This window comes from Streptomyces sp. NBC_00510, from assembly GCA_036013505.1.
GTDB lineage: Bacteria > Actinomycetota > Actinomycetes > Streptomycetales > Streptomycetaceae > Actinacidiphila.
In genome coordinates, this window is sequence record CP107851.1 from 4,586,144 (window position 1) to 4,599,557 (window position 13,414).

At 74.0% G+C, this 13,414-nt stretch carries 10 protein-coding genes; 5 read left to right on the top strand and 5 right to left on the bottom strand.

Annotated elements, in window-relative coordinates; all coding sequences use genetic code 11:
* Nucleotides 1–15: 15 nt before the first annotated feature.
* Nucleotides 16–999, bottom strand: coding sequence for an NAD(P)-binding domain-containing protein (locus OG937_20515; GenBank protein ID WUD73903.1), 984 nt, complete (start codon nucleotides 997–999; stop codon nucleotides 16–18).
* Between the two features lie 39 nt (nucleotides 1,000–1,038).
* Nucleotides 1,039–1,617 carry a TetR family transcriptional regulator gene (locus OG937_20520; GenBank protein WUD73904.1) on the bottom strand — a complete coding sequence of 193 codons (579 nt, stop codon included), beginning with the start codon at nucleotides 1,615–1,617 and terminating at the stop codon, nucleotides 1,039–1,041.
* 102 nt (nucleotides 1,618–1,719) lie between these two features.
* Here OG937_20520 and OG937_20525 point away from each other — a divergent pair, with 102 nt between their 5' ends.
* Entirely contained in the window at nucleotides 1,720–3,264 is a 1,545-nt protein-coding gene (locus tag OG937_20525; GenBank protein WUD73905.1) for an FAD-dependent oxidoreductase, read from the top strand.
* 180 nt (nucleotides 3,265–3,444) lie between these two features.
* A complete protein-coding gene (locus OG937_20530; protein ID WUD73906.1) occupies nucleotides 3,445–4,209 on the top strand; it encodes an SDR family oxidoreductase in 765 nt (254 codons plus the stop codon).
* A gap of 92 nt (nucleotides 4,210–4,301) precedes the next feature.
* Here the strand turns inward: OG937_20530 and OG937_20535 are convergent, their stop codons facing one another.
* Nucleotides 4,302–5,495, bottom strand: a complete 1,194-nt coding sequence (locus OG937_20535) for an RtcB family protein (protein WUD73907.1) — start codon at nucleotides 5,493–5,495, stop codon at nucleotides 4,302–4,304.
* Nucleotides 5,496–5,711: 216 nt separating this feature from the next.
* Between OG937_20535 and OG937_20540 the strand changes: the two genes are divergently transcribed.
* The 3 genes from OG937_20540 to OG937_20550 all read left to right on the top strand — a co-directional run bounded on the left by OG937_20540 (nucleotide 5,712) and on the right by OG937_20550 (nucleotide 8,676).
* A complete protein-coding gene (locus tag OG937_20540; protein ID WUD73908.1) occupies nucleotides 5,712–6,518 on the top strand; it encodes a hypothetical protein in 807 nt (268 codons plus the stop codon).
* A gap of 65 nt (nucleotides 6,519–6,583) precedes the next feature.
* Entirely contained in the window at nucleotides 6,584–7,285 is a 702-nt protein-coding gene (locus tag OG937_20545; GenBank protein WUD73909.1) for a DUF3558 family protein, read from the top strand.
* Between the two features lie 119 nt (nucleotides 7,286–7,404).
* The gene (locus OG937_20550) at nucleotides 7,405–8,676 is read left to right on the top strand and encodes a DUF2637 domain-containing protein (protein ID WUD73910.1); all 1,272 of its coding nucleotides are present in this window, start codon (nucleotides 7,405–7,407) and stop codon (nucleotides 8,674–8,676) included.
* A gap of 4 nt (nucleotides 8,677–8,680) precedes the next feature.
* Here the strand turns inward: OG937_20550 and OG937_20555 are convergent, their stop codons facing one another.
* On the bottom strand, nucleotides 8,681–11,284 hold the full coding sequence (locus OG937_20555; GenBank protein WUD73911.1) for a hypothetical protein: 2,604 nt from the start codon (nucleotides 11,282–11,284) through the stop codon (nucleotides 8,681–8,683).
* 352 nt (nucleotides 11,285–11,636) lie between these two features.
* Complete coding sequence (gene lysS, locus OG937_20560; GenBank protein ID WUD73912.1) at nucleotides 11,637–13,301, bottom strand: lysine--tRNA ligase; 1,665 nt, start codon at nucleotides 13,299–13,301, stop codon at nucleotides 11,637–11,639.
* Nucleotides 13,302–13,414 lie beyond the last annotated feature (113 nt).

Genomic DNA, 13,414 nt, shown 5'->3' on the forward strand with positions numbered 1-13,414 from the left:
CCGGGGCGGGCCGGTTCAGGCCTCCGTGGCGGTGACCACGTCGCGTGGCGGGCGGCCGTCGAGGAAGTCCAGGACGTTGCGGACGGCGGCGAGCGCGATCCGGGCCACCGTGTCCCCGGTGGCGCCGCCCGCGTGCGGGGACAGGACGACGTTGGGCGCGTGGAGCAGCCGCATCCCGGCCGGCGGCGGTTCGGGGTCGAAGACGTCGAGCCCGGCACCGGCCAGGCGCCCGGCCTCCAGCGCGTCGGCGAGCGCGTCCTGGTCGACGACCGCGCCCCGCGCGGTGTTGACCAGGAAGGCGGTGGGCTTGAGCAGCGCCAGCCGTCGCGCGTCGAGCAGATGCCGGGTCGCGTCGTTCAGCGGGACGTGGACGGACACGTAGTCGGCGGTCGCCAGCAGCTCCTCCAGCGGGAGGCGGCGGGCCCCGAGCAGTTGCTCGGTCGCGGCCGGTACGGGCCCGCGCGAGGTGTAGCGGACGGTCATCCCGAAGGCGGCGGCCCGCCGGGCCACGGCCTGCCCGATCGCCCCGAGGCCGATCACGCCGAGGACCCTGCCGTCCAGCTCGGTCAGTGACCGCTGCAGGCGGGGCAGCGGCCATTCGCCGCGGGACAGCGCGTCGTGCGCGGGGACGATCCGCTTGGCGAGCGCGAGCATCAGCGCGAAGGTCTGCTCGGCGACGCTCTGCGTCTCGGCCCCGCTGGAGCCGATGGTGCACACGGGCACCCCGCGGGCGCGGGCGGCGGCGACGTCCACGTGCTCGTGGCCGTGGCCGGTGCACTGGACCAGTTCCAGGACGGACGCGCGGGCGAGGTGCCCGGCCGTCACGGGGCCCAGCGCGGTCATGATCACGTGGGCCGCGGCCAGGGCGGCCGGGTCCTCGTCGGCGGACTCGACGACGGTCACGGCGGCCCGGCCCTCGAAGAGCCCGGCCATGGCGGCACCGACGCGGCGGCCCCCGACGTGCGGCGCGATGACCGCGAGGACGTTCTTCGGCTCCATGCCTCGTCACTCCTTCGTTCGCGGATCCGTCCGCGGGGGTCAGGGCGCCGCGGCCGTCAGGTACCGCTGGACGGTGGGCGCCAGCCAGGCCACGACCTCCTCGCGCGGCATCGCCACGGCCGGCGGGAAGCGGAGCACGTACCGGCTGACGGCCATGCCGAGGATCTGCGAGGCCACGAGCACGGCGCGTTCCGTGGCGCGGCCGGGCTCCGGGTCCGGGCACACGGCGGCGGCGACCGGTGCGAGCTGCCACTGCAGGATCGACCGCATCCGCTCGGCGCCGGCCGGGTTGGTGACGCCGACGCGCAGCAGCGCGGTCAGGGTCTCGTCCTCCTCCCAGCGCTCCAGGAAGTGCGCGACGAGGACGGCCCCGACGTCCTCGGTCGCGACCGCGGTCACGTCCGGCATGCGCAGGTCGAACTCGGAGGCGGCGGCGAAGAGCCCCTCCTTGTTGCCGTAGTAGCGCATGACCATCGAGGGGTCGATGGCGGCGTCCTTGGCGATGGCGCGGATGGTCGCGCGCTCGTAGCCGTCGGCGGCGAAGCGGTCGCGGGCCGCGGCGAGGATCGCCGCGCGGGTGGCGTCGGAACGGCGGGGGGCGGGGGACGTCGTGGTCATGCCCACAACTGTAGGCCAACGGCTGTTGACATCGCCAGAGCGGCGGCGCTACGTTTGCCAACAAGCGTTGGCCTACAAGTGTTGGCATCCGAGGAGACCGCCATGACCACCGAGAACCGCACCGACGCCACCCGCACCGACGCCACCCGCACCGCCACCGCCACCGGCACCGGGGAGCACCCCGCCGGGGTCCTGGTCGTGGGCGCGGGCCCCACCGGTCTGCTGCTCGCCGGGGACCTGGCCGCCGCCGGTGTCCCCGTCACCGTCCTGGAGCGGCGCGGCCCGGGGCACGGCAACCTGAGCCGGGCCTTCGGCGTCCACGCCCGCACCCTCGAACTCCTCGACGCCCGCGGCCTCGCCGACGAGCTGGTCGCCACCGGCCACCGGCTGCGCGGCCTGCGGCTCTTCCGCCGGCTGTCGCTGGACCTGACGGAGCTGCCCTCCCGCTTCCCGTACCTGCTGATCACCCCCCAGTACGAGGTCGAGCGGCTGCTGGAGCGCCGGGCCCGCGCCGCGGGCGCGCGCTTCGAGCACGGCGCCGAGGTCCTCGCGGTACGCCAGGACGACGAGGGCGTCGCACTCGACGTCCGCACCGCGGACGGCACGATCACCACCCGGCGCGCCGCGTACGCCGTCGGCACCGACGGCCACCGCAGCGCCGTCCGGACCGCCCTGGGCCTGCCCTTCCCCGGCCGGTCCGTCATCCGGTCGATCGTGCTCGCCGACGTCCGGCTCGCCGAACCGCCCGCGGAACTGCTGACCGTGGGCGGCACGGGCGACGCCTTCGCCTTCCTCGCGCCCTTCGGCGACGGCTGGTACCGCGTGATGTGCTGGGACCGCACCGGCGAGCGGCCCGACGGCGACCCGGTCGGCCTCGACGAGGTCCGCGCCGTCACGCGCCGCGCCCTGGGCACCGACCACGGCATGGGCGAGGCCCGCTGGCTCTCCCGCTTCCACAGCGACGAACGCCAGGTGCCCGTCTACCGCGCCGGCCGCGTGCTGCTCGCCGGCGACGCGGCGCACGTCCACTCCCCCGCCGGCGGCCAGGGGATGAACACCGGCCTGCAGGACGCCGCCAACCTCGGCTGGAAGCTCGCCGCGGTGGTCCGCGGCCACGCGACCGACGCCCTGCTCGACACCTACCAGGCCGAACGGCATCCGGTGGGCGCGACGGTGCTGCGCAGCAGTGGCGGCATCATCCGGCTCGCCATGGCCCACAACGCCCTCCAGCGGGCCTTCCGCGACCTGGTCTCCCTGGCCGTGGGCCACCTCCCGACGCTGCGCCGCAGGGCCCTGGGCGCGATCACCGGCATCGGCATCGCCTACCCCGCCCCGCGCGGCGCCCACCCCTTGACCGGCGGGCGCGCCCCCGACCTGCCGCTGCGGGAGGGCCGGCTGTACGAGGCCCTGCGCGCCGGCCGCTTCGTGCTCGTCACCCCCGAGGGCGCGGCGGCCGGACCCGCCGACGCGCGCGCCGTCCACGTCACCCGTACGGACGGCGGCCGCACCACGCTGCTCGTCCGCCCGGACGGCTACGTCGCCTGGGCCGCCGACGGCGCCGCCGGCGGCGACCACGGCGCCGCCCTCACCGCGTGGGCCGGGGAGGCGGGACACATGTCCCGGCCGACCGCGGGCATCCGCACCTGACTGCCGCCGGGCACGGGACGGGAGGCTGCGGGCAAGGCAGGGAGCCGGTGTTCCTGCTGTGGTTCACCCAGCGGACCGCCCTGAGAGCGCCCGGCACCACCGCGCCTATGCTGCAAGCGTAGGCGGGCACTTGCCCCTCCCGACCTCCCGACCTCCCGACCGGCGAAAGGCAGCACGACCATGAGCCCCCGTACCGCAGTCGTGACCGGCGCGAGCAGCGGCATCGGTGCCGCCACCGCCCGCAGGCTGGCCGAAGCCGGCTACCACGTCGTGCTCACCGCCCGCCGCGCCGACCGCCTGGAGGCGCTCGCCAAGGAGATCACCGCCGCGGGCCACTCGGCGGCCGCCGTGGCCCTCGACGTCACCGACCGCGGCGCCGTCGACGCGCTCGCCGCCTCGCTGGACCGGGTGGACGTCCTGTTCGCCAACGCCGGCGGTGCCCTCGGCGCGGACCCGGTCGCCACCGCCGACCCCGAGGAGTGGCGCACGATGTACGAGGTCAACGTCCTCGGCGTGCTCCACACCGTCCAGGCGTTCCTGCCCGGGCTGATCGCCTCCGGCGACGGCACCGTGGTCGTGCTCTCCTCCACCGCCGCCTTCACCCCGTACGAGGGCGGCGGCGGCTACGTCGCGGCCAAGCACGGCACCCACGCCCTCGCCGGCACGCTCCGCCTGGAGCTGCTCGGTGAGCCGGTCCGCGTGATCGAGATCGCCCCCGGCATGGTGAAGAGCGAGGGCTTCGCCCTCACCCGCTTCCACGGCGACGAGGAGAAGGCCGCCGCCGTCTACGCGGGGGTGGCCGAGCCCCTCACCTCCGAGGACATCGCCGACACGGTCACCTGGGCGGTCACCCGCCCGTCCCACGTCAACGTCGACCTGCTGGTCGTCCGCCCCCGCGCCCAGGCCGCCCAGCACCGGGTGCACCGCGAGCACCGGGAGCCGTAGCCGCCCGGCGGGCGCGTCACCGCTCCTCCCGCCGTCGCCGTACGACCGGCGGGTCCGGCGGCCGCGCACGGCCCCGGACCCGCCCGCCGGGCTCAACCCTTGACGCAGACGACCTGCTTGAGCTTCGCGACGACCTCCACGAGGTCCCGCTGCTGCTCGATCACCTTCTCGATCGGCTTGTACGCGCCCGGGATCTCGTCCACGACGCCCGAGTCCTTGCGGCACTCGACGCCCTTGGTCTGCTCCTCCAGGTCCCGCGTGGAGAACCGCTTCTTCGCCGCGTTGCGGCTCATCTTGCGGCCGGCGCCGTGCGAGGCGGAGTTGAAGGCGTCGGTGTTGCCGAGCCCGCGGACGATGTACGAACCCGTGCCCATGGAGCCCGGGATGATGCCGTGGTCGCCGCTGCCGGCCCTGATCGCGCCCTTGCGGGTGACGAGCAGGTCCATGCCGTCGTAGCGCTCCTCGGCCACGTAGTTGTGGTGGCAGGAGATGACCTCGTCGAAGGTGACCCTGGCCTTGCGGAACTCGCGCCGCAGCACCTCCTGGAACAGGGCCATCATGATCGCGCGGTTGCGCTTCGCGTAGTCCTGAGCCCAGAACAGGTCGCGCCGGTAGGCCGCCATCTGCGGGGTGTCCGCGATGAAGACGGCCAGGTCGCGGTCGACCAGGCCCTGGTTGTGCGGCAGCTTCTGGGCCTCGCCGATGTGGTGCTCGGCGAGTTCCTTGCCGATGTTCCGCGAACCGGAGTGCAGCATCAGCCAGACCGCGCCCTCCTCGTCGAGGCAGACCTCGATGAAGTGGTTGCCGGAGCCGAGCGTGCCCATCTGCTTCGTCGCGCGCTCGTACCGGAACCTGACGGGCTCGGCCAGGTCGTCGAAGCCGTCCCAGAAACGGTCCCAGCCGGCCGCGGGCAGGCCGTACAGCCGGGCGGGGTCGACGGCCTCGTCGTGCATGCCGCGGCCGACCGGGATGGCCTGCTCGATCTTGGAGCGGAGCCGCGAGAGGTCACCGGGCAGGTCGTTCGCCGTCAGGGAGGTCCGCACCGCGCTCATGCCGCAGCCGATGTCCACGCCGACCGCGGCCGGGCAGACCGCGCCGTGCATCGCGATCACCGAGCCCACCGTGGCGCCCTTGCCGTAGTGGACGTCGGGCATGACGGCGAGTCCCTTGATCCACGGCAGCGAGGAGACGTTGCGCAGCTGCTGCATGGCGACGCCCTCGACCGCGGCCGGGTCGGTCCACATGCGGATCGGTACCTGCACTCCGGGCACTTCCGTGTACGACATCTCTTTCCCCCCTGGGTCGGACGGTGGAATCCATCAAGGCAACACAAACAACACGTCTTAATGGAAAGCGAAATAAAGGGCGAAGTCAGCCATACAGCCCCATGATCCGGCGACGGCCGCAGCGCGTGCGGTAGACATTGTGTCTACCCGTCGCCCACCCCCGCCAAGGGATTTACGCGGGCGCCGGACCGACCGCCGGAGGAAGGGGCCACCTCAGTGCAGCCAACGGGAGACCGCGTCCACCGGATCCGGGGCCTGCTGGCCGCGGCGTGCACGACGGCGCTCGCCGTCGCCGCACTGTCCGGGTGCAGCGGGTCGGGCGGCTCCGGGGACGGCGCACGCAACGGCGACACCGCGGACGGCAGGCAGTCCACCCCGGCGGCCCCACCCGGCCGCTACCGGGTGCTGCCCGAGCCGTGCGGTTCGGTCGCCGCGGACACCCTCGAGAAGTTCGTCCCGGACGCGGACGACGACGCGGGCGAGGCGACCGTGACGTTCGACACGGACCGCAAGGTGGGCTGCAAGTGGACCGGCCGCACCGACCTCGGCAACCGCTACCTCCAGATCGACCTCGAGCGCGTCGTGTCGTACGACACATCCGTCAGCGACGAGAGCCAGGCCACGGCGGACTACGACAGCCGGGCCGCGGAGGCCCACATCCCGGCCGCCACGGCGCCGGCCGACGCCGCCGCGTCCGCGTCGGCCACCGCGGGTCGGCCCAGCTCAGAGGGCGGCAGCCCGGTGGCACCGGACGCCCCTTCGCCGTCCGTGACGGCCACCGGCGAGACCGCCCCGCGCACCCTCGACGACCTCGGCGACGGGGCCTTCCTCGACGACGTCCTCAAGAACCAGGGCCCCGGACTCCACCGCGACATCACCGTCGTCTTCCGCATGGCGAACGTCCTGGTCACCGTCGAACTCTCGCAGTGGTCAACGGACAAATCGGTCGAACCGCCCAGCGAGGAGCTGCAGCTGGGGGCCCGCCAGGTCGCGGCGGAGCTCGCAGATCAACTCGACGAATGAGGCGAAGCGCGTAGTCTGGCCGTTTGTGCCATGACATGAAACGCACCGAAATGAGCGAAGGATCCATGCACCGATCAGCCCCGCACCTCGCCCGCCTGCTCGTCGGCGCGGCCGTGCCGGTGATGCTCGTCGCCGGCTGCTCCTCCGGCTCGGACTCGTCGAAGGACGACGCGCAGAAGGCGGCCGCATCGGCCCCCGCGTCGAAGTCCGCGTCACCGTCACCCAGCGCCGTCGCCGCCAGGTACGCCGAACTCCCCGACCCGTGCCGGGTCATCGGCGCCAAGACCGTCAAGTCCCTGGTACCGAAGGCCAAGAAGCCCGCGGGCACCCCCGCGCACTCGGCCGAGCGCGACGAGCGCGGCGGCTGCTCCTGGAACGGCCTGGACGGCTACCAGTACCGCTGGCTGGACGTCTCGCTCCAGCGCTACGACGCGGTGGCGGGCCTCGGCTCGGCCGAGGAGCAGGCGAAGGAGCGCTACGCCGAGCAGGTCGCCGAGGCCGGCAGGGCGAAGGGCGCCAAGAGCACGCCGGTCACGGTGGACGGCGTGTGGGACGCGGGCACCGCGGTCACCTCGTCGGTCAGGAAGGACAAGGAGGAGTACCGGGACGTCACGGTCGTCGCCCGCACCGGGAACGCCGTGCTGGTGCTCACCTACAACGGCGCGGGCCTCGAGGACGCGAAGACCCCGGCCGAGTCCGGCCTGAAGACCGGCGCGCTCAAGGCGGCCAAGGAGGCGGCCACCGCGGTCGCGGCGGCGAACGCGTAACAACTGCGGGATCCGCTGTACCGATTCACCACGTTTGGGCAACCTGCCCGTTGCCCCGTGTGGCAGGCTGGGCAGGCCAGTTTCCGAGCCTGGGAGGGTCGCGGGTGTCCGCGATACGCATGAACCGGACGCACCGGATCCTGATCGGTGTGGTCGTCACGGGCGCCGTCGTCATCGCCGCGATCGGCTTCGCGGGCTCGTACGCGGCCGTGCGCGAGCTGGCGCTGAGCAAGGGCTTCGGCTGGTTCGCCAACGTCTTCCCGGTCGGCATCGACGCCGGGATCGTGGTCCTGCTCGCGCTCGACCTGCTGCTGACCTGGCTGCGCATCCCGTTCCCCCTGCTGCGCCAGACGGCGTGGTTGCTGACGGCGGCGACGATCGCCTTCAACGGCGCGGCGGCCTGGCCCGACCCGCTCGGCGTCGGGATGCACGGCATCATCCCGATCCTCTTCGTCGTCTCGGTGGAGGCGGCCCGGCACGCGATCGGCCGGGTCGCCGACATCACCGCCGACAAGCACATGGAGTCGGTCCGGCTCGCGCGCTGGCTGCTGGCGCCGTTCGCGACCTTCCGCCTCTGGCGGCGCATGAAGCTGTGGGAGCTGCGCAGCTACGACGAGGTCATCCGGGTCGAGCAGGAACGTCTCGTCTACCGGGCCAGGCTGCGCGCCCGCTATGGCCGCGCCTGGCGCCGCAAGGCCCCGGTCGAGGCCCTGATGCCGCTGAAGCTCGCCCGGTACGGGGTGCCGATGGAGCAGACCGCCGCCATCGGCCTTGCCGCGGCGGGCATCGAGCTGCCGGCCCCGGCCGTCGCCGCGCTGCCCGCCCCGGAGGCCGCACTGGCACCCGAACCGGCACCCGCGCCCGAGCAGCAGCCCGCCCCCGCCCCGGCCCCCGAACCGGTCCGGGCCGACGCGCAGGTCACGTACCGGGCCCCCGCTCCCGCGCCGGAACCGGCACCCGAGCCCTATCAGGCGCCCGAGCCGTACCAGGCACCGGAGCCGTACCAGGCGCCCGCCCCCGCGGCCGAGCAGGTCACCGCCCCGGTCGGCGCCGGAAACCGCCGCCGCGCCCTCGCCGACGGCAACGGTGTGATCCCCACGCCCCGCAGTGAGTTCGCCCCGGAGCCCGACTCGGACTACTACCCCGAGCCCGAGCCCGAACCGGAGCCAGTCACGGACGACACCTCGCGCGAGGAGATCTACGACCGCGCCTTCCGGGCCTACCACCAGCAGTTCGGCAACTTCCCCAACGCCCGCCAGTTCGGCCTGATCCTGCAGGACCGGTACGGCATCTCCAGCCCCAACGGCGGCCCGCTCAGCGAGAGCACGCTGCGCCCCTACGTCCGCGAACTGCGCCGCCGCCTCGAACTCGACGGCCAGTACGCGTCGTAGCGCCTCAGCCGGCGGCGGGGGCCAGCGAGGCGACCACGTCGGACGCCGACAGCAGCCGCACCTTCGCCGCGTCGAGGGCCGCCGGGTGCAGCGCGAACACCTCGCCGCCCTCGGGCAGGGCGACGTCGCCGCGCAGCAGGTACGCCAGCCGGGCCGCCTCCCGCACGGCGCCGTCCGCCGGGTCACCGGACGGGCTCCCGATCCGCGCGGCGAACTCCGCCGCGGACTCGGCCTCCCGGCGCCGGTAGGCGGTCGTGGAACCGTCCGCGTGCCGCATCAGGACCGTCGCGGCGCGCGCCGCGGCCTGCCACACGGCCAGTTCGCCCAGCCCCACGCGGGCCCCGGAGGCGAACAGAGTGGTGAGGGCCTTGCCGAGCGCGGCAAGGTCGTCGCCGTGCCGCGCCACGGAGTGGCCGGTGCCGGTGACGCCCTTGACCACGTCGAGCCACCGCATCGTGCGGGCCGCCACGTCGATCACCAGCGGCACGCCCGCGCGGGACCGTCCGGTCAGGTCGTAGCGCTGCTCCACGGCGCGGGCGTCGAAGACCGGCCCGTGGTCGCCTGGCAGGTCGCGCGCCATGAGCCCGGCGAAGCCCTCCGCCAGGTCCTCGAAGGGGACGTTGTTGTACGAGAAGACCACCGCGACCAGGTGGCGGACCCCGGCGTCCGCCAGCTTGTCCAGGTCGAGGTCGACGAACTCGCTGGCGCCCTGCGGCGCCGGGGCGCTGGTGAGGTCGCCGGAGTGCACGGCGGCGTCCTCCGCGAACCGCAGGCGCGTGTAGTCGCAGTGGCCGACCGGGTTCCACTCCGCGTCGAACAGGGCGGTGGACAGGTCGAGATCGGTCCGCCCGGACCGCTCGCTCTCCATCCAGTGCAGGAACAGCCGGACCGTCCTCCCGTCCGGCACGGGCAGTTCGCTGCCGCGCGGCAGGGTCACCAGGGCGCGTGAGGCGGTGCGCTCGGTGAACGGCGCGATCAGGCCGTCCAGGCCCGCGTCCACGACGGCGACGTCGACCGCCTCCCGCTCCGCGGCCCTCCGCAGCACCTCGGCGTGGAGGACGGCCACGGCCTTCCCGACCACGTCGGCCGCGATCGGCAGCCGGTCGTCGTCCGCCAGGTGCGCCTTGGCGCTGCCGCCCTTCGGGAAGAACACCCGGGTGCCGTCCGCGTGCGGACGGCTGCGGATGGCGCCGAGCGCGGACAGCAGCACCGCGGGCGACACCCGGGGCACCGCCGTCTCCAGCGCCGACAGCACGACGTCCGCCTCCGCGGCCTCGGAGAGCCGCAGCAGGTGGTCGAGCCGGCGTACGAACTCGCCCGGCCGCTGGGCCAGCAGCGCGACGGCCGCCGGTACGTCCATGGCGTCCAGCGCGGCCTCGACCCGGCCCGCCCAGCCGCGGACCCGCACCACCGTCCCCGTCGCGTCGACCCGCGCCGCGCCGTCGGCCGCCGTCCGCAGGGTCGCGGTCAGCGCGTCGCCGTCCGCGAGGCGGGTGTCGCGCAGCGCCGCGACGGCCAGCGCCGCCCGCGGGAAGCGGCCGGCGTGCTCGAAGGGGTGAAGGAGCTCCGCGGCCCGCAGCCAGGCGTGCCGGTGCCGGCGCATGTCCTGTGCGACCAGGTCCGGAGCCAGTCCGTCGAGCACCCCGAGCAGGGCACGCCGCAGCGGCCTGGGCATCGTGCGGAGCCGCGGCAGGTCGACCAGACCCGGGTCGCCGCCGGAGCGCACGGCGAGCAGCCGCAGCACGTCCGTCGCGGTGTCGACGCGGGCCGCGACGGCCGGGAGGCTCGTCGTGTACGCGTCGGGATCGGCCAGCAGCCAGGCCAGCACCCGGGCCTTGGTCTCCCGGCCCGGGATCTGCTCGGGCAGCCACGCCAGGCCGGCCCGGTCGCGGGTCTCCAGCAGGGCCATGAGGTCGTCGGCGTCCTGCGGGCTCAGGGCGCCGGTACGGGCGAGGAGCCCGCGGATCTCCCCCGTGGCGTCCGCGTCCCGGGCGGCGAGGTCGCCGCCGTACTGCAGCACGCGCAGCCGCTCGGGCAGCGTGCGTCGCAGCCCGCCGAAACGCCGCGGCCGGCGCGGTCGCAGGAAGGGGTCGTCCGCGTCGATCCGGCGGTGGCAGACGGGGCACGCGGAGAAGTCCGCGCCGTCGAAGCAGGAACGGCACACCAGGTGCGCGCAGGGCGAGACCGCGTGGACGGTGCCCTGCGTGCCGCACAGCACGCAGGGCTGCTCCGCGTGCTGGAAGAGCAGGGTGAGGACACGGTCGACGTAGAAGGCGAAGGTGTCCCTCGGGGTGCTGGTGGGGAAGTCGCGGAACAGCGGCTCGTGGGGCCGGTCGGCGCCGAGCGCCTGGTCGACGTCGGCCAGCAGGGCCCGGCCGGCAGCGGTCAGCGCGGCCTCGCTCCGCTCGGTGAGCGCCGCCCGCAGGGCGGGCGCCATCAGGTAACCGCGGTCGAGGAGGTCCGCTTCCAGCAGTGCCACGCCCGCCGTGGTGGCGAGCGACGGCCCGGCCGAAGCGGCCGGCAGGTGGACGGCTCCGCGGCGCGCGAGCAGGATGCCGGCGAGCGTGCGCGGCGCGGTCGTGGTGGCGGTGGTGGTGGCCGTGGACATCCCTGTGTCTCCCCCTGGTGGACGTGCCGGGGCGGGAAGTGGGCGCGCTGACAACCTTCGCGGCACAGCAATAGCGATGACTGTGAGGAGGAAGCACGCCCGGAGCCGCCTCGGGAACCGGTGGTCCCGTGCCCGGTCCCCATGTCCGGGCCGGTGAGCCGGTTTGCGTGGGCGGGGCGGGAAGCCGGTGCCCTGGTTCAGGGAAAGTGAGAGAAGGAAGCACACCGTGAGCCGCCCCGCGCCCGATGACCATAGCGCGCGCCGCTCACCGCCGCGTTCGAATATTCGCCGGCCCGCACGACGACGGCGGCGGGTGGCATCGCCACCCGCCGCCGTCACATCCGCGTCCGGCTCAGCTCGCCGCGAGCAGCTCCCGCACGCGGTCCTGACCCACCGCCAGCAGCAGCGTGGGCAGCCGCGGCCCGGTGTCCCGGCCGACCAGCAGCCGGTAGAGCAGGGCGAAGAAGGACCGCTGGGCGACCTTCATCTCCGGCGTCGGCTTGGCGTCGGGCGCGAACCCGGCCTGGACCTTCGGCACGCCGTAGACCAGGGTGGTCAGCCCGTCCAGCGACCAGTGCTCGGGCAGCCCGTCCACCAGCAGCTTCAGCGCTTCCCGCTCCTCGCCGGACAGCGCCGCCAGGGCCTCCGCGTCGGGCTCGGTACGCACCCGGGTGCGGGCCTCGGGCTCGACGTGGGTGTTCACCCAGCGCTCGGCGCAGTCCAGCCGCGGCCGGGCCTCGTCCAGGGAGGCCAGCGGCTGCTCCTGGTCGAAGTCGCGCAGGATGCGCAGCGTCTGCTCCTCGTCCCCGGTCGTGATGTCCACGACCGAGGCGAGGGTGCGGTAGGGCAGCTTGCGCGGGGTGGTGGGCAGCTCACCGCTCGCGGTGCGCGCGGCCCGCGAGTGCACCGCGAGGTCCACCGGGGCGGCCGTGCCCTCGGCGACCTTGCGCTCCAGCGCGTCCCACTCGTCGTAGGTGCGGGAGATCTCGTCGCCGAAGGAGATGTTGAACGCCTGGTTCGGCCGGCGGCGGGCGTACAGCCAGCGCAGCAGCTGCGGCTCCATGATCTGCAGGGCGTCGGCCGCGATCGGCACGCCGCCCTTGGAGCTGGACATCTTGGCCATGCCGCTGATGCCGACGAAGGCGTACATCGGGCCGATGGGCGGCTCGGCGCCGAAGATCTCGCGGACGAGCTGCTGACCGACCATCCACGAGGAGCCGGGCGACTGGTGGTCCACGCCGGAGGGCTCGAAGTCCACGCCCTTGAAGGCCCAGCGCATCGGCCAGTCGACCTTCCAGACCAGCTTGCCGCGGTCGAACTCGCTCAGCCGCACCGTCTCGCGGTTGCCGCAGGCCTGGCACTCGTAGGTGAGGTCGGTGGTGTCGTCGTCGTAGGCGACGACCGTGGTCAGGTCCTTGTCGCAGGCCGAGCAGTACGGCTTGTACGGGAAGTACTCGGGGGCCTGTGCGAGCGAGGCCTCCTCGTCGTCCTGCTCCTCGCCGCCCTTCTTCTTCGTCCGGTAGCGGCCGAGCACCTCGTCGATCCGCCGGCGCTCGCGCATCGCGTGCAGGATCCGCTCGCGGTAGGTGCCGGAGGTGTACTCGACGGTCTGGCTGATCTCGGTGACCTCGACGCCCAGCGCCGCCAGCGCCTCGCGGAACGGGGCCTTGAAGTGGTCCGACCACGTCTCGTACGGGCTGCCCTCGGGCGCCGGCACGGAGGTCAGCGGCTTGCCGATGTGCTCGGCGTAGGACGGGTCGTAGCCGGCCGGCACCTTGCGGTAACGGTCGAAGTCGTCCCAGGACAGGATGTGCTCGCACGGCACGCCGCGCCGCTTGATCTCGTCGGCGACCAGGTGCGGGACCATGATCTCGCGCAGGTTGCCGAGGTGGATCGGCCCGGAGGGGCTGATCCCGGAGGCGACGACGATTTTCTTGCCCGGAGCCCGCCGCTCGGCTTCCGCGATGACGTCGTCCGCGAAGCGGGCGACCCAGTCGGCCTCGGTGCTCTGAGCCACTGTCTCGACTTCCTTCCACCTGTGCAGCGGGTAGCGCGGTACCCGGCAATTGTCCCAGAGAAAAATGAGTGGTAGCGCGTGGGATACTGAGGGTTGATCTCCGATCCCTCTCA

What these genes read in the sequence shown, in the direction of transcription:
- OG937_20520 (WUD73904.1), bottom strand. Translation starts at nt 1,617, where the DNA reads ATGACCACGACGTCCCCCGCCCCCCGCCGTTCCGACGCCACCCGCGCG.
- OG937_20515 (WUD73903.1), bottom strand. Translation starts at nt 999, where the DNA reads ATGGAGCCGAAGAACGTCCTCGCGGTCATCGCGCCGCACGTCGGGGGC.
- OG937_20535 (WUD73907.1), bottom strand. Translation starts at nt 5,495, where the DNA reads ATGTCGTACACGGAAGTGCCCGGAGTGCAGGTACCGATCCGCATGTGG.
- OG937_20550 (WUD73910.1), top strand. Translation starts at nt 7,405, where the DNA reads ATGAACCGGACGCACCGGATCCTGATCGGTGTGGTCGTCACGGGCGCC.
- OG937_20525 (WUD73905.1), top strand. Translation starts at nt 1,720, where the DNA reads ATGACCACCGAGAACCGCACCGACGCCACCCGCACCGACGCCACCCGC.
- OG937_20555 (WUD73911.1), bottom strand. Translation starts at nt 11,284, where the DNA reads ATGTCCACGGCCACCACCACCGCCACCACGACCGCGCCGCGCACGCTC.
- OG937_20530 (WUD73906.1), top strand. Translation starts at nt 3,445, where the DNA reads ATGAGCCCCCGTACCGCAGTCGTGACCGGCGCGAGCAGCGGCATCGGT.
- OG937_20545 (WUD73909.1), top strand. Translation starts at nt 6,584, where the DNA reads ATGCACCGATCAGCCCCGCACCTCGCCCGCCTGCTCGTCGGCGCGGCC.